The sequence below is a fragment of the Streptomyces sp. NBC_01478 genome, assembly GCF_036227225.1.
Lineage (GTDB): Bacteria > Actinomycetota > Actinomycetes > Streptomycetales > Streptomycetaceae > Streptomyces.
Window position 1 is genome coordinate 7,212,069 of sequence record NZ_CP109444.1, and the last position, 23,353, is coordinate 7,235,421.

19 protein-coding genes are annotated in these 23,353 nt (G+C 71.1%); 13 read left to right on the forward strand and 6 right to left on the reverse strand.

Features of this window, described 5'->3' with window-relative positions; genetic code table 11:
- Positions 1-218 precede the first annotated feature (218 nt).
- On the reverse strand, positions 219-866 hold the full coding sequence (locus tag OG223_RS32790; RefSeq protein WP_329256294.1) for a uridine kinase: 648 nt from the start codon (positions 864-866) through the stop codon (positions 219-221).
- 127 nt (positions 867-993) lie between these two features.
- On the opposite strand from OG223_RS32790, the gene OG223_RS32795 reads away from it, so the two are divergent.
- Positions 994-1,398: a hypothetical protein gene (locus tag OG223_RS32795; protein WP_329256296.1), complete on the forward strand. Its 405-nt coding sequence runs from the start codon at positions 994-996 to the stop codon at positions 1,396-1,398.
- A gap of 103 nt (positions 1,399-1,501) precedes the next feature.
- Here the strand turns inward: OG223_RS32795 and OG223_RS32800 are convergent, their stop codons facing one another.
- Genes OG223_RS32800 through deoC form a run of 3 tightly spaced genes read right to left on the reverse strand, consistent with a single transcriptional unit; the run spans position 1,502 to position 4,810 of the window.
- Positions 1,502-2,389, reverse strand: coding sequence for an aldehyde dehydrogenase family protein (locus tag OG223_RS32800; RefSeq protein WP_329256297.1), 888 nt, complete (start codon positions 2,387-2,389; stop codon positions 1,502-1,504).
- Positions 2,382-3,818 carry an aldehyde dehydrogenase family protein gene (locus OG223_RS32805; protein WP_329256299.1) on the reverse strand — a complete coding sequence of 479 codons (1,437 nt, stop codon included), beginning with the start codon at positions 3,816-3,818 and terminating at the stop codon, positions 2,382-2,384. Before OG223_RS32805 ends, OG223_RS32800 begins: the two co-directional genes overlap by 8 nt.
- Positions 3,819-3,823: 5 nt before the next feature.
- Positions 3,824-4,810 carry a deoxyribose-phosphate aldolase gene (deoC, locus tag OG223_RS32810; RefSeq protein ID WP_329256301.1) on the reverse strand — a complete coding sequence of 329 codons (987 nt, stop codon included), beginning with the start codon at positions 4,808-4,810 and terminating at the stop codon, positions 3,824-3,826.
- A gap of 222 nt (positions 4,811-5,032) precedes the next feature.
- On the opposite strand from deoC, the gene OG223_RS32815 reads away from it, so the two are divergent.
- From OG223_RS32815 to OG223_RS32870, 12 genes are all read left to right on the forward strand, one after another.
- Entirely contained in the window at positions 5,033-5,710 is a 678-nt protein-coding gene (locus tag OG223_RS32815) for a PH domain-containing protein (protein WP_329256303.1), read from the forward strand.
- Between the two features lie 68 nt (positions 5,711-5,778).
- The gene (locus OG223_RS32820; RefSeq protein ID WP_329256305.1) at positions 5,779-7,452 is read left to right on the forward strand and encodes a hypothetical protein; all 1,674 of its coding nucleotides are present in this window, start codon (positions 5,779-5,781) and stop codon (positions 7,450-7,452) included.
- Positions 7,453-7,750: 298 nt separating this feature from the next.
- Positions 7,751-8,101 carry a hypothetical protein gene (locus OG223_RS32825; protein ID WP_329256307.1) on the forward strand — a complete coding sequence of 117 codons (351 nt, stop codon included), beginning with the start codon at positions 7,751-7,753 and terminating at the stop codon, positions 8,099-8,101.
- Between the two features lie 204 nt (positions 8,102-8,305).
- On the forward strand, positions 8,306-9,310 hold the full coding sequence (pstC, locus tag OG223_RS32830) for a phosphate ABC transporter permease subunit PstC (protein WP_329256309.1): 1,005 nt from the start codon (positions 8,306-8,308) through the stop codon (positions 9,308-9,310).
- 68 nt (positions 9,311-9,378) lie between these two features.
- Positions 9,379-10,653, forward strand: coding sequence for a phosphate ABC transporter permease PstA (gene pstA / locus OG223_RS32835; protein WP_329256311.1), 1,275 nt, complete (start codon positions 9,379-9,381; stop codon positions 10,651-10,653).
- Positions 10,650-12,359 carry a phosphate ABC transporter substrate-binding protein PstS gene (gene pstS / locus OG223_RS32840; RefSeq protein ID WP_329256313.1) on the forward strand — a complete coding sequence of 570 codons (1,710 nt, stop codon included), beginning with the start codon at positions 10,650-10,652 and terminating at the stop codon, positions 12,357-12,359. Before pstA ends, pstS begins: the two co-directional genes overlap by 4 nt.
- The gene (locus OG223_RS32845; RefSeq protein WP_329256315.1) at positions 12,359-14,821 is read left to right on the forward strand and encodes a hypothetical protein; all 2,463 of its coding nucleotides are present in this window, start codon (positions 12,359-12,361) and stop codon (positions 14,819-14,821) included. The genes pstS and OG223_RS32845 overlap by 1 nt, the downstream gene beginning before the upstream one ends.
- Positions 14,822-15,099: 278 nt before the next feature.
- On the forward strand, positions 15,100-16,074 hold the full coding sequence (locus OG223_RS32850) for a substrate-binding domain-containing protein (RefSeq protein WP_329256317.1): 975 nt from the start codon (positions 15,100-15,102) through the stop codon (positions 16,072-16,074).
- A gap of 98 nt (positions 16,075-16,172) precedes the next feature.
- The gene (locus tag OG223_RS32855; RefSeq protein WP_329256319.1) at positions 16,173-17,846 is read left to right on the forward strand and encodes a hypothetical protein; all 1,674 of its coding nucleotides are present in this window, start codon (positions 16,173-16,175) and stop codon (positions 17,844-17,846) included.
- Between the two features lie 128 nt (positions 17,847-17,974).
- Complete coding sequence (locus tag OG223_RS32860) at positions 17,975-18,922, forward strand: sortase (protein WP_329256321.1); 948 nt, start codon at positions 17,975-17,977, stop codon at positions 18,920-18,922.
- Between the two features lie 36 nt (positions 18,923-18,958).
- Positions 18,959-19,828: a phosphate ABC transporter ATP-binding protein gene (locus OG223_RS32865; protein ID WP_329256323.1), complete on the forward strand. Its 870-nt coding sequence runs from the start codon at positions 18,959-18,961 to the stop codon at positions 19,826-19,828.
- Complete coding sequence (locus OG223_RS32870; RefSeq protein ID WP_329256325.1) at positions 19,825-20,550, forward strand: hypothetical protein; 726 nt, start codon at positions 19,825-19,827, stop codon at positions 20,548-20,550. Before OG223_RS32865 ends, OG223_RS32870 begins: the two co-directional genes overlap by 4 nt.
- 208 nt (positions 20,551-20,758) lie before the next feature.
- Here OG223_RS32870 and OG223_RS32875 read toward each other — a convergent pair whose 3' ends face one another.
- Positions 20,759-22,402, reverse strand: a complete 1,644-nt coding sequence (locus tag OG223_RS32875) for a phospho-sugar mutase (RefSeq protein ID WP_329256327.1) — start codon at positions 22,400-22,402, stop codon at positions 20,759-20,761.
- 82 nt (positions 22,403-22,484) lie between these two features.
- Positions 22,485-23,309 (reverse strand): purine-nucleoside phosphorylase, encoded by an 825-nt coding sequence (locus tag OG223_RS32880; RefSeq protein ID WP_329256328.1) that lies wholly within the window; start codon positions 23,307-23,309, stop codon positions 22,485-22,487.
- Positions 23,310-23,353: the final 44 nt, after the last annotated feature.

Below are 23,353 nucleotides of genomic sequence, written 5' to 3' on the forward strand. Positions count from 1 at the left end.
GGGGGACCGCGGGGGATCGGTACCGGGGGGTGCCGACGGGGTCAGAGGGACCACGGGGGGAACAGCACGGGGGAAGCACCACGGGGGAACGGGAGAGCGGGACTGGAGGGCCGGGGGGTCCGTCCAGTCCCGCTTTTCCCCTTTTTGCGCCTAAACCGGCGCCGCTCGCGCGGACCTGGTTGCTCGCCGTCGTGGTGCCTCAATTGATGGTTGCGGTCCTACGACGGAGAAGACGCCGGACTGATTCGGGCCGGGCGCCGGCCGACCGCCGCCGCGGCGAGCCGGCCCAGTGCCTCGTCCTTGTCGCAGGCGTACGCGCCGAGGGTCGTCTGCCGGGCCACGATCGAGCGCTCCAGCCGCATCAGCCGCCAGCCGCGCCGCAACAGGAACGGCACGGACTTACGGCCCTCCCTGAGATCCCGCAGGAAACGGCGCCGGAACGTCCGCACCGGACCCCGGCTCAGGCACAGCGCGTCCGCGAGGACGCCCAGCTCCTGGCAGCGGGTGATGACCTCGGCGGCGAAGATGCCCTCCGCTATGAACAGCGGGGTCCGGCCCACATCGACCGCCTCCGTGCCCGTACGGGCGCTGAGCGAGATGTCGTAGACCGGCACGTCCGTGCGGCCCGTGCGGCACAGTTCGACGATCGCGGTGACCGCGATGTCCGCGTCCCAGGAGCCGGGGTGGTCCCAGTCGATGTCCGAACTCCCCGCCACGAGGGGCAGCGTCGGGTCGTCACCCTCTTTGTAGAAGTCGTCGAGCCGCAGCACGGGAAGACCGGAGCGGGCGGAGACGAGGGACTTGCCGGAACCCGAGGGGCCGCACAGCAGCACGACACGCGCCGGTGACGGGGAAAGGATGCTCACGGGACACCAGTTTGACGTATTCCGTACGTCCTGCCGACCCCGCGGGTCGGCATTGGAACGCGCATCACACGTCAACTACCCTTCGTGCTGACCTGATTACCCTGCGCACCAGAAGGTGGCACCAGCAATGGCACGACACACGTCCCCCCAGCATCCGACCGCCCAGCGCGCGCTGGTCGCCCTCGCGACCGCCGGAGTCGCCCTCGGTGCGGGGGCGGCGTCGGCCGCCGCGGACACCGCGCCGGTCGTCGACGTGATGCGGACGCGGCCCACGTCTCTGGGCAAGATCGACCCCGCGGCGGGGCTTGGCGCGCTCACCGGCACCGTCGGGTATGTCACCGGGCCGGTTGCCGGGCTCAAGCCGAATCCGCTCGCGGGGACGGGTGTTGATCCGCTCGACAACGGGGTCGCGACCCAGCTCGCGGACTTCCAGCCCCTTGCTTCGCAGATGCTGACCGGGCCTGTTGCGCAGGCCCAGTCGATCGGGAGTGTGCCTGTGGTGGGGCAGGCGCTGGGAGTGCTCGGGAGTTGAGAGCGGGGGCGGTTCGGGGGACTGCGGTCTCGTAGCCGGGTGCGCGTCCGTTGTGGCTGGTCGCGCAGTTCCCCGCGCCCCTACTGAGCGGCCTGCGGCCTGCTCAGTAGGACGACCCCGACGCCCCCAGTGAACCCGTCGGGTGCCAGACCGTCTTCGTCTCCAGGAAGGGTGTCAGGCGGTCGATGCCCGGAGTCTCGTTGTAATCCACAGGCTGTGGACGGAGGACTCGCTTGAGGTTGTCCGCCGCTGCGATCTCCAGCTCCTTCGCCAGTACGTCGTCCGCGCCCGCGAGGTCGATCGCGTTGACGTCCTGGTGGGCGGCCAGGGGGGCCGCGATCTCCGCCGTCCGGCCGGAGAGGATGTTGACGACTCCGCCGGGCAGGTCGGAGGTGGCCAGGACCTCGCCCAACGACAGTGCGGGGAGCGGGGAGTTCTCGCTCGCGATGACGATGACCGTGTTGCCGGTCGCGATCACCGGGGCCACGACCGAGATCAGGCCCAGGAACGACGACTCCTGGGGGGCCAGGACGGTGACCACTCCCGTCGGCTCGGGGGAGGAGAGGTTGAAGTACGGACCCGCCACCGGGTTCGCGCCGCCGACCACCTGGGCGATCTTGTCGGTCCAGCCCGCGTACCAGACCCAGCGGTCGATCGCCGCGTCCACGATCACGGCGGCCTTCGACTTCGACAGGCCCTCCGCGTCCGCCACTTCGCGCACGAACTGGTCCTTGCGGCCCTCCAGCATCTCGGCGATGCGGTAGAGGATCTGACCCCGGTTGTACGCCGTCGCGCCGGACCAGCCGCCGAACGCCTTGCGGGCCGCTACGACCGCGTCCCGGGCGTCCTTACGGCTCCCCTGGGGGGCGTTGGCCAGCCACTTGCCCTTTGCGTCGGTCACCTCGTACACCCGGCCGCTCTCGCTACGGGGGAACTTGCCCCCGACGTACAGCTTGTAGGTCTTGAAGACGGACAGTCGTGCGTCAGACATCGAGGTACGCCTCCAGGCCGTGGCGACCGCCCTCGCGGCCGAAGCCCGACTCCTTGTAGCCGCCGAACGGCGAGGTCGGGTCGAACTTGTTGAACGTGTTGGACCAGATGACGCCCGCGCGCAGTTTGCTCGCGACCGCGAGGATGCGGGAACCCTTCTCCGTCCAGATGCCGGCTGAGAGGCCGTACTGACTGTTGTTGGCCTTCGCGACCGCCTCCTCGGGCGTGCGGAAGGTCAGTACCGACAGCACCGGGCCGAAGATCTCGTCGCGGGCGACGGTGTGCGCCTGGGTGACGTTCGTGAAGAGCGTCGGGGCGAACCAGTAGCCGGAGGACGGGAGTTCGCAGGACGGGGACCAGCGCTCGGCGCCCTCCGCCTCGCCCTGCTCGACGAGGGTGGTGATCCGGGAGAGCTGCTCGGCTGAGTTGATCGCGCCGATGTCCGTGTTCTTGTCGAGCGGGTCGCCGAGGCGGAGGGTCGACAGTCGCCGCTTCAGGGAGTCCAACAGCTCGTCCTGGATGGACTCTTGGACGAGCAGGCGGCTGCCCGCGCAGCAGACCTGGCCCTGGTTGAAGAAGATGCCGGTGACGATCCCCTCCACCGCCTGGTCGATGGGGGCGTCGTCGAAGACGATGTTCGCGCCCTTGCCGCCGAGTTCGAGGGTGACCTTCTTGGTCGTGCCGGCCACCTGGCGTGCGATGGCCTTGCCGACCGCCGTCGAGCCGGTGAACGCGACCTTGTTGACGTCCGGGTGCGCGACGAGCGCGGCGCCCGTGTCGCCGTATCCCGGAAGGATGTTGACGACACCCTTGGGGAGGCCCGCCTGGCGGCAGATGTCCGCGAAGAAGAGCGCCGAGAGGGGGGTCGTCTCGGCCGGCTTCAGGACGACCGTGTTGCCCGTCGCCAGTGCCGGGGCGATCTTCCATGCCAGCATCAGGAGCGGGAAGTTCCAGGGGATGACCTGGCCCGCGACGCCGAGGGGCTGCGGGTTCGCGCCGAAGCCGGCGTGGTCCAACTTGTCGGCCCAGCCCGCGTAGTAGAAGAAGTGCGCGGCGACCAGGGGGAGGTCCGCGTCCCTCGTCTCCTTGATGGGCTTGCCGTTGTCCAGGGTTTCCAGGACGGCCAGTTCGCGGCTGCGCTCCTGGATGATCCGGGCGATGCGGAACAGGTACTTGGCGCGCTCGGAGCCGGGCAGCGCCGACCACTTCTCGAAGGCCTTGCGGGCGGCCTTCACCGCGCGGTCGACGTCCGCCTCGCCCGCCTGGGCGATCTCGGAGAGGACCTCCTCGGTGGAGGGGGAGACGGTCTTGAAGACCTTGCCCTCGGCCGCCTCGGTGAACTCGCCGTCGATGAACAGGCCGTAGGAGGGCGCGATGTCGACGACGGCGCGGGACTCGGGCGCCGGTGCGTACTCGAATGCGGATGCCATGTGGATCAGTCCACCGTCACGTAGTCGGGGCCGGAGTAGCGGCCGGTGGCCAGCTTCTGACGCTGCATCAGCAGGTCGTTCAGGAGCGAGGACGCGCCGAAGCGGAACCAGTGGTTGTCCAGCCAGTCCTCGCCCGCCGTCTCGTTGACGATGACCAGGAACTTGACGGCGTCCTTGGAGGTACGGATACCGCCCGCGGGCTTCACCCCGACCTGGATGCCGGTCTGCGCGCGGAAGTCACGCACCGCCTCCAGCATCAACAGGGTGTTCGCGGGCGTCGCGTTGACGGCGACCTTGCCCGTCGACGTCTTGATGAAGTCCGCGCCGGCCAGCATGCCGAGCCAGCTCGCGCGGCGGATGTTGTCGTACGTCGACAGCTCGCCGGTCTCGAAGATGACCTTGAGGCGGGCCGCCCCGGACGCCTCCTTCACGGCGACGATCTCGTCGTAGACCTTCATGTAGTGGCCCGCGAGGAACGCCCCGCGGTCGATGACCATGTCGATCTCGTCGGCGCCCGCGGCGACCGCGTCGCGCACGTCGGCCAGCTTCACGGCGAGCGCGGCACGGCCGGCCGGGAAGGCGGTGGCGACGGAGGCGACCTTCACGGAGGAACCGGCGACGGCCTCCTTCGCGGTGGCCACCATGTCGGGATAGACACAGACGGCCGCGGTCGAGGGGCTCGTCCGGTCGGTCGGGTCGGGGCGGACCGCCTTGGCGCCGAGCGCCCGGACCTTGCCCGGGGTGTCCGCGCCTTCCAGCGTCGTCAGGTCGACCATCGAGATGGCGAGGTCGATGGCGTACGCCTTCGCGGTGGTCTTGATGGAACGGGTCCCGAGCGAGGCGGCGCGCGCCTCCAGGCCGACCGCGTCGACGCCGGGCAGCCCGTGGAGGAAACGGCGCAGCGTACTGTCCGACGCCGTCACCTCGCCGAGTGCGTGCGTGGGGGTCCCTCCCACGCTTTTGGCAGTGGGGGAAGGTGCAGTGGTGGGCATGGTCACCACCCGAGCATATCTACGCGCGTAGCGGCTGTACACCCCGGCAACTGGTCCTACCTAGCGCGCACACCCCGGCCAAGCGCTCCCACCCAGGGGCGCGGGGCTGCATCTATATGCGGCTCCGCCGCGTGGGCGCGACCAGCCACAACGCACCCGCACTCGCACAGACAACAGATCCCCAACGGCGACCAGGCGCACCTCTGAGGCAGAATCGGCACCATGACGACCCCGCAAGCCGAGCCACAAGACCGGACCTACCGCTCACACGCAGGCATCGTCGGCGGTGTCCTCCTCCTGGTCATCGTCGGCTGGCTCGGCATCGACGCCCTCTTCACCGGTCACGGCCGCTCCCCCTGGCTCGCCCTCGCGGGCCTGATCCTCGCCGTACCGCTGATCGTCGCGTTCACACTGCGCCCGGCGGTGTACGCCAACCCGGACCGCCTGCGGATCCGCAACCCGTTCCGGATCGTCGTCCTGCCCTGGGCCGAGGTCGCCACCCTGCGGTCCGGCTACTCGAACGAGGTCCTCACGAACACGGGCGCCAAGTTCCAGCTCTGGGCGGTCCCGGTCTCGCTGCGCGCCCGCAAGAAGGCCGCGCGGCGCGAGGCGCGGGCCATGTCGGAGGCGACCGGCACGCCGCGCGGCGGCAGGCCGGGGCTGCTCGGTTCCGGCGGCCGGATGGGCACGTTCGGCGGCGGGACGGGCGGCGGCGCCGTACAGGGTGGGCCCACGCGCGCGGAGTCCGACCAGATCATGACCGATCTGCGCGAGCTGCTGGAGAGCCAGGGGCAGCACGAGTCGGCGCAGGGCGAGGTCACCGTGCGCTGGGCGTACGAGGTGATCGCGCCGGCGGTCGCCGGGGCCGTGGTGCTGGCGATCCTGCTGGCGACGGGCTGACCGGACGGGCACTGCCCGCACTCGCGCCGCCCGCAGCCGCACCTCCACCCACACAACTCTGGGATGTCATGACCACGAAGGTCCAGGAGCCGTCGCCGCTGCCCGCCTCCGCGATACCCGACGGTTGCGTGCCCTGGAACGGGGAGCACGCGCGCGTGTGGGCCGATGCGGCGGTGCCGTGGTGGGTGCCGGTCCGGCCGCGGCGATGGTCCGTCGAACTGGCCGTCTGGTGCGCCCTGCTGGTCGTCCCCGCCGTGCTGACGACGACGGACCTGCCCCCGGAGCTGATCGCGCTGCTGCCGCTCCAGGTGGTGTGGTGGCTGTGGCGGCCCGAGCTCGTACGGCTTTCCGCCCCCGTCCTGGTCGTGCTGGTGGCGGTGCGCTGGACCGAGCTGTCCTGGCCGGTCCTGGTGTGCGCCGCCCTGCTGGTCCTGGCCCCCGTGACAGCCACCGAACTACGGGCACGCGCGCGTGCCCGTCAGCGGCGGAGCGTCCTGGCCGCTGCCGACGGGATCACCGCCCCGCTGCCGGACGCGGACGGTCCGGTGCGGCGCGGCGGGCTGTTCCTCCGGTTCGGGACCGTGGTGGCCGTACCCGGTGTCGTCCTGCTCTCCGTCTCCGGCCTGTGGGCGGACCACCGACAGGAGGCGGTCGCGACGGGCCTGTTCCTGGCCGGGCTGGCCCTCACCCTGCTCCTCTCCGGAGCCCTCGGCCGCCGCCGCGCGATCGCCCTGCGCAAGGCACCCGTGCCCGTCCTGCGCGTCCTCGTCGGCACGGACGACCACGAGGACACCGTGGTCCACGCGACGGACGACACGGCGGCGCTACGGCCTCTGTTCACGGTCGCGACGAGGGCGGCAGCCGACGACAAGGACGACGAGGAGGGGGCGGAGGGGAAGGAGGGGAAGGACGGCGACGCGGCGGACCTGGAGGAACTCCTCGACGCGCCGCCCGCGACCGGCGAGCGCACCCCCCTCCGGGAGGCCGTCCTGTACGGCACGCCCGCCGACGGCGCCGAGATCCTGCTGGTCAGCGCGGCGGAGAAGCCCGGCGAGCCGCCGGTGACGGAGTGGTCGACCGGGCCCGTACGACCGTTGGCGGCGGGTGCCGCGCGGCGGCGGACCGCCCGGGAGGCGCGGGCGGAGGTCCGGGCGGCGCGGAACAGGGCGCGGGACGAGGAGCTGGCCGCGACCGTGCGGGCGGGGATCACCGTGGTGCCGGTACGGCGCTGGCGGGCGGGGCCGGTGGACTGGCTGGCGGGCTTCCTGATGGCGCAGTGGGGCTGCTGGGTCATCTGGCTCGTGGGCGACCCGGGCCGTTGGGACGGGGGCCTGCTGTTCGTCTGCGGTCTCATCGGTGCCACCCTCGTCCCGCGGAAACTGCGCTGGCGCATCACCGCCGACCGCACCGGCGTCTGGCTGAACCGGCTGCGCGGGCCGCGCCACGTCCCCTGGGACGACCTCCGCTCGGCCCGCCGGGAGGCGTTCGAGCTGCAGTTGCGGGTGCGCGACGGCGATCACTGGGATCTCTCGGCACCCCGCTGGCCCTGGCTGCAACGCAGGCGCGGACTGATCCACCCCTACGACGCCGTCGCCGCCGAACTCTCCGCGATGATCGCCGACCCCGCCCTGCGCCCCACCGGCGAGAGCGAGGAGAAGGAGCGCGGGCGCCCGCTGTGGCCGTTCGCCGTGGTCCTCGGTATCGCCTGGATCGGGCTGCTCGTCACCCGGTGGCAGTCCTGACCGTGGTTGCACGGCGGTGCCCCCATGCCGACGCTTCCGTCCCTCTATTGGCAACGTTGTCCCGAGTGCGCAGTGAGCGCTTTCCCTGTGCCTGTCCTAGGGGTTACCTAGGGGATACTTCGACATGAAGCGTGTGCCCGCCCGTCACGTTTGTCTCGTGCCGTTCACCTCCGTCTCAGTAGATTGCTGCTGCCGTCCATAGCGCCGTACCTGCGGGTTTTACTCATCAATGGGCGGCAGGGGTGGGGACATGGAGCGGTCCGGCGAGACGGCAAGACCTGTCGTCCCGGTGATGGGCATGAGATGTCTGATCGACATCGACGGCCGGGGCGGGTTCGGCTGGCGGCTGGTCGCCCCCAACGGGCGGTCGGTGGCGGTGTCGCTGACCTCGCACGACAGTCATGAACGATGTCGTACGGCCTTCGTACGGCTGTGCTCGCGCCATGCCGAGATGGGCGGTGGCATCCAGCACAGCACCGGCGGTGGCGGCTGGGTGTGGGTGGTGTGGGAGACGTCCGGGCGGCATCTGGCCGGGGCGGCGCGCACCTATGAGCGCCATGCCACCTGTCGTGCCGCCTACGACCGTTTCCGCGCGATGCTGCCCGAACTGGTGCGCGCGGGGCCCGAGTTATTCGGGGACAGTAGCTGACTTCCAGTCAACTTACCTTCCCTGCTGGTGTGTTCGTCAACTGATACCGCCCCTGGGCGAGTTGTCCACGGGGTGTGCGTGGCTCGCGCAACGGTTGTTGCCCCCAGGGCACCTCTCGTTCACACCTCGGGGTGGGCATGTCAATCGCGGGCCCGGAGCGTCGGGGCCGTGCCTGTGCCGAGACGAACCAGACAGCCGCAGCCCGTGACCGCTCTCGCGGCCGGGCCCGGCGACGACGTGCCGAGACGCCTGTACGCCGACCCGGGTCTGCCCGACCGGATCTTCCGCGTGGTGCTGCGTTCCGGCGGCACCTTCGTGCTGGGCGTCATGCTGCTGGTGGGCGGTTTCCTGCTCTACCGGGCCTGGCTGGCGCTGGACAAGGCCGGCTGGTCGTTCCTCACCACCGCCCAATGGGCCCCGGACCAAGGCAACTTCGGCATCGCGGCCGTGCTCGTCGGCACCGTGCTGATCGCGATCGTCGCCGTCCTGGTCGCCGTACCGCTGGCCACCGGCGCGGCCCTCTACATCTCGGAGTACGCGCCGGCCGGGCTGCGCCGGACCCTGATCAGCACCGTCGACCTGATGGCCGCCGTGCCGTCCGTGGTCTACGGCCTGTGGGGCGTGTTCTTCCTCCAGGACAAGGTGCTGCCGGTCGCCCGCTGGATCTCCACCTACTTCGGGTGGATCCCGGTCTTCGACGTGCGGGGCGCCGACCCGGCCGACCCGCTGGCGCCCGAGAGCCTCTACACGTCCTCGACGTTCATCGCCGGACTCGTCGTCGGCATGATGATCGCGCCGATCGTCTGCTCGATCATGCGCGAGGTCTTCTCCCAGGCCCCCGCCGGTGAGCGCGAGGGCGCCTACGCGCTCGGCGCCACCCGCTGGGGCATGATCCGCAGCGTCGTGCTGCCCTTCGGGCGCGGCGGGATGATCGGCGGCACCATGCTCGGGCTCGGCCGGGCGCTCGGCGAGACCATCGCCATCTTCATGATCATCTCGGTGACCTTCGACATCCAGTGGCACGTCCTGCAGTCCGGGACCAGCTCGATCGCCTCGCTGATCGCGCTGCACTACGGCGAGGCCAGCGAGTTCGGCATGTCCGCGCTGATGGCGGCCGGCTTCGCACTGTTCCTCATGACGCTGATCGTCAACTTCGCGGCCTCCTCCATCGTCGCCCGCTCGCGCTCGGGCGCGACGAGCGACGCCTGACGGTGACCTCCGTGAGTTCCCCCGCCCCCGGCACCCGCAGCCCTTACGCCACACAGGAATGAGCGACCATGACCGTTGCCCCTGAAGCGCCCGGCGCGCGTCAGGCGACCGGCCGCCCGCGCGCCACCCTGCCGGGCCTCGCGCGCACCGCTGTACCGGGCGGGGAGCGCCGCCGCGCCCTGACCCGGCTGCGCGCCACCGACCTGTACGCCGTGGTCGGCGCCGCCGCCTCCGCGCTGTCGCTGACCTGGCTGCTGTTCGCCTGGCTGCTCCCCTTCGACGGCGCGGTCGGCTTCGTCGTCATGGCCTACGGCCTCTTCCTGCTGATCTACGCCCTGCTGGTCTCCTTCGACGAGGACGGCCCCGCCGTCGTCGACCGCATCGCGGCAGCGGTCGTACGGTCGATGGGCGTGCTGCTGGTGGTGATCCTCGCGTTCGTCGTCGTGTACGCGCTGGTCGAGGGCCGCAAGGCGCTGGTGCACCTGAACTTCTTCACCCAGGACATGCACCTGGCAGGACCGCTGGAGCCGCTCAGCGTGGGCGGCGCGCTGCACGCGGCGGCCGGCACCCTGATCATGATCGCCATCGCGCTGCTGATCACCGTGCCGGCCGGACTGGTCTGCGCGGTGTTCCTCACCGAAGTGCCCGGCGGCTACGCCCGGTTCGTGCGCACCATCGTCGAGGCGATGACCGCGCTGCCGTCGATCGTCGCCGGCCTGTTCATCTACGCCACCGTGATCCTGGGCCTGGGTCTGGGGCAGTCCGGTCTCGCCGCCGGTCTCGCGCTCTCGGTGATGATGCTGCCGATCATCATCCGGGCCGCCGACGTCGTGATCCGGCTGGTGCCCGGCACCCTGCGCGAGGCCAGTTACGCGATGGGGACCAGCCGTTGGCGCACGGTGTGGCACGTCGTCCTGCCGACCTGCCGCTCGGGTCTGACCACCGCCGTGATCCTCGGCACCGCGCGCGGTATCGGCGAGACCTCCCCGGTGCTGCTGACCTCGGGCTACACCAACGACCTCAACCTCAACCCGCTGCACGACCCGATGGTCTCGCTGCCGCTGGTCACCTTCGAGTTCGTCAAGTCGCCCGAGCCGAACATGATTTCGCGCGGTTTCGGCACCGCGGCCCTGCTGATGACGCTGGTGCTGCTGCTGTTCGTCGCCGCGCGCATCGTCGGCGGCCGGGGGCCGGGCCAGTTGAGCCGCCGTCAGGAACACCGGCGCGTCCTCGCGTCGCAGCGTGACGCGCGTCGATTCGCCGGCCGCCCGGCCGCCTCCGCTTCCACGCCTCCGTCGATCCCGAGCCCCAACGCCCTTACCGACAACGGGAGTTCGTCGTGAAACCCGCCACTCGTCTCCGTCTGGCGGCCACCGTGCTGTCACTGCTGTGCGCCGTGCTCGCAGCCCAACCGCCGTCCGCCGCGGCCGCCTCCTACGCGAAGATCACCGGCTCCGGTTCGACCTGGAGCTCCAACGCGGTCCAGCAGTGGGTCCGCAACGTCAAGGCCAACTACGGCATGACGGTGAACTTCTCGGCCAACGGCTCCTCCCAGGGCCGCCAGCAGTTCAAGAACAACACCGTCGACTTCGCCGTCTCCGAGATCCCCTACGGCCTCAAGGAACAGGGCGTCACCGAGGTGCCGCCGAGCCGCGGCTACGCCTACATGCCGATCGTGGCCGGCGGTACGGCGTTCATGTACAACCTCAAGATCAACGGCAAAATGGTCACCAATCTGCGGCTCTCCGGGGACGTACTGACCAAGATCTTCACGGGGAAGATCACCCGCTGGAACGACCCCGCGATCTCCGCCGACAACCCGGGCCTGACCATGCCGGCCCGCGCGATCGTCCCGGTCGTCCGCTCCGACGGCTCGGGCACCAGCGCGCAGTTCACCACCTGGATGTCCAAGCAGTACCCCGCCCTGTGGAGCGACTACTGCTCCCGCACCGGGCGCGGCAGCGGCAACTGCGGCATGACCTCGTTCTACCCGCTGCTCAGCGGCTCCACGATGGTCTCCAAGTCGGGCTCGCTCGGCGTCTCCGGGCATGTCCGCCAGCCCTCCGGCGAGGGCGCGATCACCTACGTCGAGTACTCCTACGCCAAGAACACCGGCTTCCCGGTGGCCAAGGTGCTCAACAAGGACAACTACTACGTCGAGCCGACCGCGGCGAGCGTGGCGGTGGCCCTGACCAAGGCCGAGATCAACCAGAACCAGCAGTCCTCGAACTACCTCACCCAGATCCTCGACAGCGTCTACACCAACGCCGACGCCCGCACCTATCCGCTCTCCAGCTACAGCTACATGATCCTGCCGACGAAGGTGGAGGCGGGCTTCACCGCGGCCAAGGGCAACTCCCTCGGCACGTTCGCCCGTTACTTCCTGTGCGACGGACAGCAGCAGGCGGACGACCTGGGCTACTCGCCGCTGCCGAAGAACCTCGTCGAGGCGGGCTTCGAGCAGATCCGCAAGGTCCCCGGCGCTCCCACGGGCTCGATCAACATCAACGACTGCCGCAACCCCACCTTCTCCGGCGGCGTCAACACCCTGATCAAGAACGCCCCTTACCCCAAGTCCTGCGACAAGAAGGGGACGACGCAGTGCACCACCGGCACGGCCGGCGCGGCGGGCACCGACACCCCGGTGAAGCCCGCCGCCAACGGCGGTAGCACCTCCGGCGGCTCCAACTCCTCTACCGGCGGCTCGACTTCGGGCGGTTCCTCCGCCACGGGCGGCACCGCGGGCACGGACACCGACGGTGACGGCACGCCCGACAGCACCGCGAGCGCCGCGGCCGGCGGCACCTCCGGGGCGTCGATCGACCCCGACACCGGTGAGGTGGTCAGCGGTGACGGAACGGGGGCGGGCACCGGCTCCGGCGACACGTCCGTCGTGGCCAACCCCGTGGCGCTCGCCTCCGACAACAGCCTCGGGATGCGCGGCGCCCTGATGGCCCTGTCGGCCGTACTGCTGCTCGCGGTGGTCGTCGGACCACCGCTCACCGCGCGGATGCTGGCGGCCCGCTCGCGCCGCAAGAGGGAGTTCTGATGAGACGGCTGACGACACGGACGGCGTCCGGCCGCCGGCGGGTGACCGCGGGCGTGGGCTGCCTGGTGTCCGCGCTGCTGCTGGCGGTGCTGCCGCTGCCCCACGGAGCGGACCGGGCGCAGGCGGCGACCACCGAGACGTCGGCGGTGACCAAGAGCGGGACGAAGGGGCCGTACGACGACTTCTCCGGGCTCAAGGTCACCGTCCACCAGACGCAGGACCTGACCGGGCAGGGCGTGCGGGTGACCTGGACGGGCGGTGCGCCGTCCGACAACTCGTACTCGAACTTCCTGTCGGTCATGCAGTGCTGGGGCGACGAGGCGTCCGGACCGGACCGTACCCAGTGCGAGTACGGACTGGCGGCGGGCGCGCAGTCGGGGAACGGCCGGTATGTGTTCCAGGGCGGCTCCACGGTCGGTGACCCGCTGGAGACCGAGTCCGGGACACCGGTGGACCGCAACGGCACGCACTACGCGCCGTTCCGGCCGGTCGAGGGGCAGGGCGACCCGACCACGAGCGGCACCGACATCACGTACTTCAACGACGGGGACACCAACGCCGTCGCGTTCCTGCCGAACGACGGCGACGGCGGCGGCGACATGTCGTTCGAGCTGAAGTCGGCCGTGGAACAGCCCGCCCTGGGCTGCGGCGCGCGCACCACGGCGGCCGGCGCGATCCAGCCGTGCTGGCTGGTGGTGGTGCCGCGCGGCACCCACAACGCGAGCGGGGCCGTGTACCGGTCCGGTGACGTGGTCTCCTCCTCGCTCAGCCGGTCGAACTGGAACCAGCGCATCGTGTTCCCGCTCGGCTTCGCGCCGGTCACGGACAACTGCGACCCGGACAAGCCCGAGCGCGGAATCATGGGCTCCGAACTGGCCACCGACGCCGTCACGTCCTGGCAGAGCGCGCTGTGCAGGACCGGCACCTACCGCTTCAACTACACCCAGTCCGGGGAGCAGCAGGCCCGGGACGCGGTGACCTCGGGCGACTCGCTCGCGGGGCTCGCCATGACGGTGGATCCCGTAGAACCGGTCGACGGGGCGCCCGAGGTGGTGCACGCGCCGGTCGCGGTCACCGGGCTGACGATCGGGTTCGTCTGGATGTACGACGTCACGGGCGGCAGCCGGCCCCTGCCGGAACTCAAGCTCGACCAGCGACTGCTGGCCAAGGTGCTCACCCAGTCCTATCCCCTCAGCCTGGTCAAGCCCGGCGACAAGGTCCCCGCCCATCTCGCCGGCAACCCGCAGTCCATCGTCAAGGACCCCGAATTCCTCCGGCTCAACCCCGGCCTCGCGGACCAGGCGGCCGCCAACACCCCGTTCGGTCTCGCCGTCACCGTGGACAACACCGACTCCGCGAACCTGGTGTGGAAATACATTCTGGCGAACGCCGACGCGAAGGACTTCCTCGCCGGGAAAGCCGACCCGTGGGGAATGAAGGTGAACCCCTCGTACGGGAACGGGGTGATATCGGATTCCCTCGACTTCTTCCCCAAGACGGACCTCACACCCACCACCACCGCGTGCGGGGGCGGCTATCCCGACATCACCTACAACGGCCTCGACGTGGTCCCCTACATGAACGACATGCACGACGCGGCGCTGAAGATCCGCCGCGGTTCCATCGGCACCGCGTACAACTGCGACACCACGACCACCCCGCCGAAGCCGGCCGCGCTGGACCGCCCGATCCCCACCCAGCAGCGCCAGTTCGGCATCGTCGACAACGCGTCCGCGACGCGCTACCTGCTCGGTGCCGCCGCCCTGCCGAACGCGGACGGGGACTACGTCAAGCCGACCAACGAGTCCCTGCTCAAGGCGGTCGCCGAGATGCCCGACTCGGACGTGGCCGGCGTCAAGGCGCCCGACCCCGGAACGATGAAGGACGGCGCCTATCCGCTGACCGCCGTGGTCTACGCGGCGGCCTCGCTCGACCAGGCGAAGGACGCCCGCCTCGACTACGCCAAGGTGATGCGCTACGCGGCCGGCGACGGCCAGACCCAGGGCACCGTCAAGGGCCAACTGCCGTACGGATACGCCCCGTTGCCCGCGGCACTGCGCACCCGGGCGAAGCAGGCGGCGGACAGGCTGGAGAAGGGCGTACCGGACGCCGACGAGTCCTCCGGCGGCTCCACAGGCGGCGACGACATCAGCGGCACCGGTGGCGGCGGCACGGCGGCGGGCGGCACGGACGGCGGCACCACCGGCGCCGTCGGCACCGGCTCCACCGGGACACCGGGCGCCACCGCCGACGCCTCCGGCACCGCCCGGCCCTCCACCGCCCCGACGGAGACCGACCCGGCCAAGCAGAACGTGGCCCAGTCCGGCGGCCACACCCCGTCCGAGGTGCTCGGGATCGTCCGCTGGGTCCTGCTCGGCGTCCTCGTCGCGGGCGGAGCGGCCGCCCTCGCCGGCCCGGTCCTGCTGCGCTTCTCGACCCGCCGCAAGGCGGCCGCCGGCTGAGCTGTTCGGAGTTTCCGGATTTCCCGGGGCGCATTCCGGCCCCGGGAAATCCGCACACCGCCAGGTGAATTCCCTTGGAGTCACTTAGGAAATGGAGCCGTAACCTGATGACCGGCTGGAATTAGTGGTCCCGGGACCCGACTCTACGGAATCGTTCTGCGTGGCCGGTCGACGAGCCGGCGGCGAAATGGATCCGGATGAAAGAGATCCGGATTCCGTGTGCACGTCCTTTGCTTGTACGTCCTTTGCTCGATCCGTTTCCACGGAGGAGAACTCAAGTGAACGTCAAGACCAGCCTGCGTATCGGTGCCGGTGTCGGTGCGGTCGCCCTGGGCCTCGGTGTCCTGGCCGCCCCCGCCTACGCGGACCCCAGCTCGGCGACCGACTACCGCCAGCTCGCCGGTGTCGGCTCCGACACGACCCAGGACGTCGTGAACGCCCTGGGCGACGCGATCACGAACTCCAGCGGCAAGGTCGTCGCCTCCTGGAACGCCACCGGCACGGCCACGGTCAAGACCAAGGCGACCGGCTGTGAGATCGCCCGCCCCGACGGCTCCGGCGCCGGCATCACGGCCCTCAACACCGCGCTGGACGGCTCCACCGGCTGTGTGGACTTCGCCCGCTCCTCGCGCGGCCCGAACAACACCACCACCACGGACCTGACCTTCATCCCGTACGCGAAGGACGCGGTGTCCTGGGTGAAGCAGGACGGCAGCGCGCTCCCCGACAACCTGACGACCGCCCAGCTCAAGGCGATCTACGAGTGCACCCTGACCACGCTCAACGGTGTCACCCTCACCCCGGTCCTGCCCCAGTCGGCCTCGGGCACCCGCGCCTTCTTCCTCAGCTCCATCGGCGTGACGGCCCCCGGCTCCTGCGTCACCTCGGGCTCCACGATCCAGGAGAACGACGGCTCGGCCGTCGACAGCGCCGGCGACATCTTCCCGTACTCGGTGGCCCAGTACACCGCCCAGGAGAGCCTCGTCGTCGACGACCGCCGCGGCGACGCCGTGCTCGGCTCCGTCAACGGCGCGGCCGCCCGCAACGACGACCTGACGCTCAACCTGGACTTCCCCTACCTGCGGAACGTCTACAACGTCGTCCCGACCGCCAAGCTGTCGGACGCCCTGATCGCGGCCACCTTCGTGGGCACCGGCTCGGCGGTCTGCCAGAACTCCTCCGTCATCACCACCTACGGCTTCGGCGCCCTCGGCGCCGACTGCGGCAGCACGACCCTCAAGGGCGAGAGCTGATCACCGTCCAGTAGCCGAGCGACGGCCGGGCACCCACGGGGTGCCCGGCCCTGTCGGCGTATTCATCCACGACCCGAACCCCGTGGGGGGACCACCACATGACTCACCGTCTCGCTCAACTCAGATCACCGGTCGCGCTGTTGACCTGCTGCGCGCTGCTGCTCGCCGCGCTGGCCGGGGTCCTCGCCCTCTCGGGTCGGGCCAGCGCGGCCACCGACCTCGGCAAGCTCACGGTCGCTCCGGCCTCGGGGAACATCACCGACATCCCCATGACCACGTCCGTCACCACCAGCACCGGCTGCAACGCGACCACCGCGCAGACCGTCGTGCTCAGGCTGGTCAACCCGACGACCCCGACCTCGTCCCTGCCGCTCGCCCAGTCGTCGACGAAGACCGGGGTCGGCGCGGACCCCTTCACCGTGGCCCTCCAGGCGACCGCGGCCAAGCCGAGCCTGCAGACCGTGCTGACGTCGTCCGGGGTCACCGGTCCCTACGACGGCACGTACACGGTGATCCTCACCTGCGGCACCAGCACCACCGCCGACCGCTTCCTCGCCAAGATCCGGGTCACCGGCACCACCTGGACCCTGCTCGAACAGCAGGCCACGACCCTCGCCGTGAGCGCGGCCTCCGACGTCTCCGTGGGCGGCGACCTCAAGCTCACCGCCACGGTGACGCCCGCCGAGGCGGCCGGTTCCGTGGAGTTCAAGAACGGCGACACCTCGCTCGGCACCGCGCAGACCACGAACGGCACGGCCGAACTCACCGTCAAGGCACCCGCGATCGGCGGCCCGCTGCCCTTCACCGCCGCGTTCACCCCGACCGACGCCGACGCCTACTCCGGCGCCGAGGCCTCCGGGAGCGCGAACATCGACTACGTCGTCACCGCCAAGGACGCCGACGGCAACGCCCTCGCCGACCACCCCACGCTGGCCATCGGCCAGAAGGTGAAGGTCACCGTCAAGGGCTTCACCCCGGCCGCCGCCGCACACGTGAGCCTCACCAGCTCCACCGCGACCTACCCCGACGTGACCGTGAACGCCGACGGGGCCGTCGCGGACTACGCGTTCACGGTGCCCGACCAACTGCCCAACGGCGACCACAGTCTCCAGTTCTCCGAGAAGACGGGCATCTACGCCTCCTTGGCGTTCACCAGCACCGACGCGGCCACCGCCAGTCCCACCCCCACCGAGAACCCCGACCTCACCGTCACCGACGAGGACGGCACCGACCTCGGTACCGATCCCGCCCTCGACCCCGGCCAGAAGGTGAAGATCACCGCCCGCGGCTACACCGCGAGCGCGGCCGTCAAGGTCACCCTCGCCGACAGCGACGCGACCTTCGCGGACGCCACGGCCAACTCCGCCGGAACCGTGGACAGTTACGCGTTCACCGTGCCCAGCGACCTCGCGGACGGCGACCACACGCTGACGCTGGCCGAGGACAAGACCGACGGCCACAGCGTCGCCTTCGCGTTCACCACCGGCGACGACGCCGGCGAGTCCCCCTCGCCCACCCCGTCCGACACGGACTCCGGCGGCACGCCCACCGACGGCTCCACCGGCGGCGGTTCGGACACGGGCGGCACCACCACCGGCGGCGACGGCGGCACGGCCACCGGTTCCGGCTCCATGGCGGCCACCGGCACCGAGGCCGGCGCGATCGGACTGGCCGCCCTCGCGTTCCTCGCCGCGGGCTCGGCGCTCGTGCTCCACATGCGCCGCCGGGGCCTGCTGACCTTCGGCACCGGCGACACCCCGCAACACCGCTGACCGGCCGGGTGGGGCCGGGGAGCGCACCGACGCGCCCCGGCCCCCGCCCGCCGTAAGAGAGACACCGCACGAGACGTCGTACGAGACGTCCTACGAAGGAAACCGTCCCGCTTCGAGGAGCGCACCCCGTGACCACGCTCGCCCCGCCCCCGGCCGACGCGTCGGCGCCGACCGACGGTCCGCCACCGCCGACCGCCCCGCCGCGGCAGGAGACCCCGAGGCCCCCCGCCCGCCCCGGGCTCGCGCTCGCCGGGGCGGCCCTGTGCGTCCTGGCCGCCGTGCTCCTCGGCTTCGCCGCGAACCTCACGGTCGTCGGCCACCTCCAGCACGCCCGGGACCAGCGGACGGCGTACGACGAACTGCGCAAGGAACTCGCCCTCGGCACCGCCCCCGTGGGCCAACGCGACTACGAGGGAAGGCTGTTGAAGCCCGGCGCGCCCGTCGCGCTGCTGCGCGTCCCCGTCCTCGGCATCAAGGAGGTGGTCGCCGAGGGCACGACCTCCGAGGTGCTGATGTCGGGACCGGGCCACCGCCGGGACACCCCGCTGCCCGGCCAGGCCGGCACCTCGGTGATCATGGGCCGCCAGTGGGGCTACGGCAGCCCCTTCCTCGACCTGCACAACCTGCCCGTCGGCGCCCGGATCGAGGTGACCACCGGCCAGACCAAGGCCGTCTACCAGGTCACCGGCGCCCGCCGGGCGGGCGACCCGCTGCCCGCCCCCATCGGCCAGGGGCAGGGGCGGCTCACCCTCATCACCGCCACCGGAGGCCCGTACACACCGAGCGGTGTGCTGCGCGTGGACGCCGAGCTGATCACCCCCGTGCAGGCCAACCCGCCGCGCGATCTGCGCACCGGCTGGATCGCGGCCTCCGAGGAGGCGCTGGGCGGCGACGACGGCGCCTGGCTTCGGGTCGTCCTGTGGTCCCAGGGCCTGCTGCTCGCCGCGCTGCTCGCGGTGGTCGCCCACCGGGTCTGGGGCCGCTGGCAGACCTGGATCTGCGCGGGCCCCCTGCTGCTGGCCCTGGGCCTCGCCGACTCCGGGGCGATCGTCGCCCTGCTGCCGAACCTGCTCTGAACCACCGGACCCCGTACGGGAGTTGACCACACCACCATGTCCACCGACCTCACCGGGAACGCCCCTTCGGAAGCGAACCCCGACCTCACCGACACCCTCCTCCAGCCGCCGCTCGCCGGCACCGGGCAGGGCCCCGCGAGCCTGCGCGCCGACTCCGTCTCCGCCTGGTTCGCCGACCACAAGGTCCTCGACCGGGTCTCGCTCACGATGCCCGCCCGCGAGGTCACCGCCCTCATCGGCCCCTCCGGCTGCGGCAAGTCGACCTTCCTGCGCATCCTCAACCGCATGCACGAACTGATCGGCTCCGCCTCCCTGGCCGGCCGGGTCCTGCTCGACGACGAGGACATCTACGACCGCGGCCGCCGCATCACCCACGCCCGCCGCCAGATCGGCATGGTCTTCCAGAAACCGAACCCCTTCCCCAGCATGTCGATCTACGACAACGTCCTCGCCGGCCTGAAGCTCAACGCCATCAAGGCGAGCCGCGACGGCAAGGACGACCTGGTCGAGGAGTGCCTGATCAAGGCGGGCCTGTGGAAGGAGGTCAAGGACCGCCTGCGCCAACCCGGCGGCGCACTCTCCGGCGGCCAGCAGCAACGCCTGTGCATAGCAAGGTCGTTGGCGGTACGACCCCGGGTCCTCCTCATGGACGAACCCTGCTCGGCGCTCGACCCGACCTCCACCCGGCGCATCGAGGAGACCATCGCCGAACTCAAGTCCGAGGTCACGATCGTCATCGTCACCCACAACATGCAGCAGGCCGCCCGCGTCTCCGACAGTTGCGCCTTCTTCCTCGCCTCGCAGAACACCCCGGGCGTGATCGTCGAGCACGGCGACACCCGGGCGATGTTCAACTCACCGCAGGACGAACGGACTTCGGACTACGTGAACGGACGGTTCGGATGACGGCACGGCGGGGCGCGGGCGTGGCCACCGGCGCGGTCGCGGCGATCCTGCTCCTCGCCGCCTGCGGTAACGGGCCGCGGACCACCCGCACCGCGGCCGGACCGACAGCCACGGCGAGACCGACGACGACCACTCCGGTCTCACCGGTGCCGCCACCGCTGCCCTCCGCACCCGCGCCACGGTCCACCACCGCACCAAGCCCCCAGGCACCGACGCCGGTCCAACCCACGCCCTCCCCGAGCGCCTCCGACAGCCGAGTCCCCGGCCCGGACCTGTCCCGCCGCCTGCCGGTCGGGTCTCCCCGCCCCACCCGCTCCACCGCGCCGACCACCGACACGGCGACGACCGGGCGCCCCAGGTCCACGACGATCCGTATCGGCGCCTGGTCCTCGACGGTGGTCCGGGGCGACCAGGCGGAGGTCGACGCCTGCCGGCACGCCGTGCAGTGGACGGGCCCCGCGATCGGCACCGAGGACGGCTACGAACTGCGGACCGTGGTGATCGTCGGCCACGACTACTGCGGCTTCGACCGCTTCGCCACCCTGCCCGTCGGCACCAGGGTCAACATCAGTACCCCGCGTGGGACTTGGACGTACAAGGTCTACGCCCACTACGTCACCCCCGGCCGAGGCGTCCCGGCTGCAGGCCTCTACTGGGGCGACCTGACCCTCCAGTCCTGCGTGGGACCGGACACGGGGTTCAGTTACCTGATGCGTGACTGAACCCCGTGCGCGGCTCGTCCACGGACGCGGCCCGCCCGGTTAGGGGGCAGACGGGGCGCAGACCGGCGGATGTCTCCGAGGGGGGTGAGGAGCACATCCGTATAGCTGTTCCAGCATGGAACGGATGCGGCGGGAGAGGGCGGCCGGGGAGCATGCGACAGCCCAACTCCCGGTGAATCAGCGGGAGCCGGGCTGAACTGACGGTGACTCAGATACCGGCCGCCGCCGACAGGTCCCGCTTGATCGTCGCGAGGGTCTCGGCGGCGTGGGCCCGGGCGGCCGGGAGGTCGGCGTGCGTGGCGACCGGCACCACGACCTCCAGGTAGCACTTCAGTTTGGGCTCGGTGCCGCTGGGCCGGACGATGACCCGGGCACCGTCGAGCGTGTAGCGCAGCCCGTCCGTGGGCGGGAGCTTGTCGGTCCCCTCGGTCAGATCCTCGGCCTTGGTGACGGCCAGCCCCGCGAGGTGGGTCGGTGGCACCTCGCGCAACCGCCGCATGGCGTCGGCGATGACGGACAACTCCTCGACCCGCACCGACAGTTGATCGGTGGCGTGCAGACCGTGCTCCACGGCGAGATCGTCGAGGAGGTCGAGCAGATCGCGCCCCTCCGCCTTCAGCTCGGACGCCAGCTCGGTGATCAGCAGGGCGGCGGTGATGCCGTCCTTGTCGCGCACACCGTCGGGGTCGACGCAGTAGCCGAGGGCTTCCTCATAGCCGTAGCGCAGCCCCTCCACCCGGGCGATCCACTTGAAACCGGTGAGGGTCTCCTCGTAGGGCAGACCCGCCTTCTCGGCGATACGGCCGAGGAGGGACGAGGAGACGATCGACTCGGCGAAGGTGCCGCGGGCGCCGCGCCGTACGAGGTGCGCGGCGAGCAGCGAGCCGACCTCGTCTCCGCGCAGCATGCGCCAATCGCCGTTCCGCGTACGGTCTTTCACGGCCGCGGCGCAGCGGTCGGCGTCCGGGTCGTTGGCGATGATCAGGTCCGGGTCCGTGGCGCGGGCCCGGGCGAAGGCGAGGTCCATCGCGCCGGGCTCCTCCGGGTTGGGGAACGCGACGGTCGGGAAGTCCGGGTCGGGCTCGGCCTGTTCGGCGACGAGCACGGGTTCGGGGAACCCCGCGCGGGCGAACGCGGCCAGCAGCACGTCCTTGCCGACGCCGTGCATCGCCGTGTAGACGGTGCGGGCGGTGCGGGGGGAGTCCGGGGCGAGAACGGCGTCGGTACGGGCGAGATAGGCGTCCAGGACGCTGTCGTCGAGGGTTTCCCACCCTCCCGTCGGCCGGGGCACGTCGTGCAGGGAGCCGACCGCCTCGATCTCGGCGGCGATCTCCGCGTCGGCCGGGGGCACGATCTGGGAGCCGTCGCCGAGGTAGACCTTGTAGCCGTTGTCCCGGGGCGGGTTGTGGCTGGCGGTGACCTCCACGCCGGCGATCGCGCCCAAGTGCCGTATGGCGAAGGCGAGTACGGGGGTGGGGAGGGGGCGGGGCAGCACGGCCGCCCTCAGCCCCGCGCCGGTCATCACGGCGGCGGTGTCGCGGGCGAAGTCGGCGGACTTGTGCCGGGCGTCGTAGCCGATGACGACGACGCCGTCGGTCGCGCCGTTCTTCTTGAGGTACGCGGCGAGTCCGGCGGCGGCCCGGATGACGACCGCGCGGTTCATCCGCATGGGCCCGGCGCCGAGCTCGCCCCGCAGACCGGCGGTGCCGAACTGAAGCGTCCCGCGGAAGCGCTCGGTGAGCTCGGCGACGTCCCCGGCTTCGATGAGCTTGGCGAGCTCGTCACGGGTGTCCGCGTCGGGGTCCTCGGCGAGCCAGGTCCTGGCCCGCGCGGTGAGATCGTCGTCGTGCACGTCGGGGCAACCTCTCGTGGGGGTGGGTGGGAAACATCCGGGGGTTCCAGGGGGCGGGAGCCCCCTGGGACTGGGACGGTGCCTACAGGCGCCCGAGCACCTGGGCCAACAGGGACCCCATCTGCGTAGCGGAATCCCGGCCCGCCTGAAGAACCTCCTCGTGGTTCAGGGGCTCACCAGTCATCCCCGCGGCAAGGTTCGTCACCAGGGAGATGCCCAGCACCTCCGCACCCGCCTCGCGCGCGGCGATGGCCTCCAACACCGTCGACATGCCCACCAGGTCCGCCCCGATCACCCGAGCCATCCGAATCTCCGCCGGAGTCTCATAGTGCGGCCCGGGGAACTGCGCGTACACACCCTCCTCCAACGCCGGGTCGATCTCCTTGCACAGGGCCCGCAGCCGAGGCGAGTACAGATCCGTCAGGTCGACGAAGTTCGCGCCGAGGATCGGGGACGTAGCGGTGAGATTGATGTGGTCGCTGATCAGCACGGGCTGTCCCGGCCGCATCCCCTCGCGGAGCCCCCCGCAGCCGTTGGTCAGCACGATGGTCTTGCAGCCGGCGGCGACGGCCGTACGAACCCCGTGCGCGACGGCGGCGACACCGCGGCCCTCGTAGTAGTGGGTACGGCCGAGAAAGACCAGCGCGCGCTTGGCACCGATCTCGTACGAGCGGATCCGCCCGCCGTGGCCCTCGACGGCCGGCGGCGGGAAACCGGGCAGCTCGGTGACGGGGAAGTCGGCCGCGGGGACGCCGAGGGCGTCGACGGCCGGTCCCCAGCCGGAGCCCATCACAAGGGCGACGTCGTGGGTCTCGGCGCCCGTCAGTTCGCGCAGGCGCGTGGCGGCGGCGTCAGCGGCGGCATGGGGGTCGCCCTGGATGTCGTCCGGAAGAAGAGATGCGTTCACGCGGATGAGCGTAGCTGGTCTGGGCCTACGCGCGTAGATGACAG

Excerpts from the sequence above, each read along its gene's own strand:
- OG223_RS32800 (WP_329256297.1), bottom strand. The coding sequence starts at position 2,389 with ATGTCTGACGCACGACTGTCCGTCTTCAAGACCTACAAGCTGTACGTC.
- OG223_RS32825 (WP_329256307.1), top strand. The coding sequence starts at position 7,751 with ATGAGATGTCTGATCGACATCGACGGCCGGGGCGGGTTCGGCTGGCGG.
- OG223_RS32865 (WP_329256323.1), top strand. The coding sequence starts at position 18,959 with ATGTCCACCGACCTCACCGGGAACGCCCCTTCGGAAGCGAACCCCGAC.
- OG223_RS32820 (WP_329256305.1), top strand. The coding sequence starts at position 5,779 with ATGACCACGAAGGTCCAGGAGCCGTCGCCGCTGCCCGCCTCCGCGATA.
- deoC (WP_329256301.1), bottom strand. The coding sequence starts at position 4,810 with ATGCCCACCACTGCACCTTCCCCCACTGCCAAAAGCGTGGGAGGGACC.
- OG223_RS32795 (WP_329256296.1), top strand. The coding sequence starts at position 994 with ATGGCACGACACACGTCCCCCCAGCATCCGACCGCCCAGCGCGCGCTG.
- OG223_RS32805 (WP_329256299.1), bottom strand. The coding sequence starts at position 3,818 with ATGGCATCCGCATTCGAGTACGCACCGGCGCCCGAGTCCCGCGCCGTC.
- OG223_RS32815 (WP_329256303.1), top strand. The coding sequence starts at position 5,033 with ATGACGACCCCGCAAGCCGAGCCACAAGACCGGACCTACCGCTCACAC.
- OG223_RS32845 (WP_329256315.1), top strand. The coding sequence starts at position 12,359 with ATGAGACGGCTGACGACACGGACGGCGTCCGGCCGCCGGCGGGTGACC.
- OG223_RS32855 (WP_329256319.1), top strand. The coding sequence starts at position 16,173 with ATGACTCACCGTCTCGCTCAACTCAGATCACCGGTCGCGCTGTTGACC.
- pstA (WP_329256311.1), top strand. The coding sequence starts at position 9,379 with ATGACCGTTGCCCCTGAAGCGCCCGGCGCGCGTCAGGCGACCGGCCGC.
- OG223_RS32870 (WP_329256325.1), top strand. The coding sequence starts at position 19,825 with ATGACGGCACGGCGGGGCGCGGGCGTGGCCACCGGCGCGGTCGCGGCG.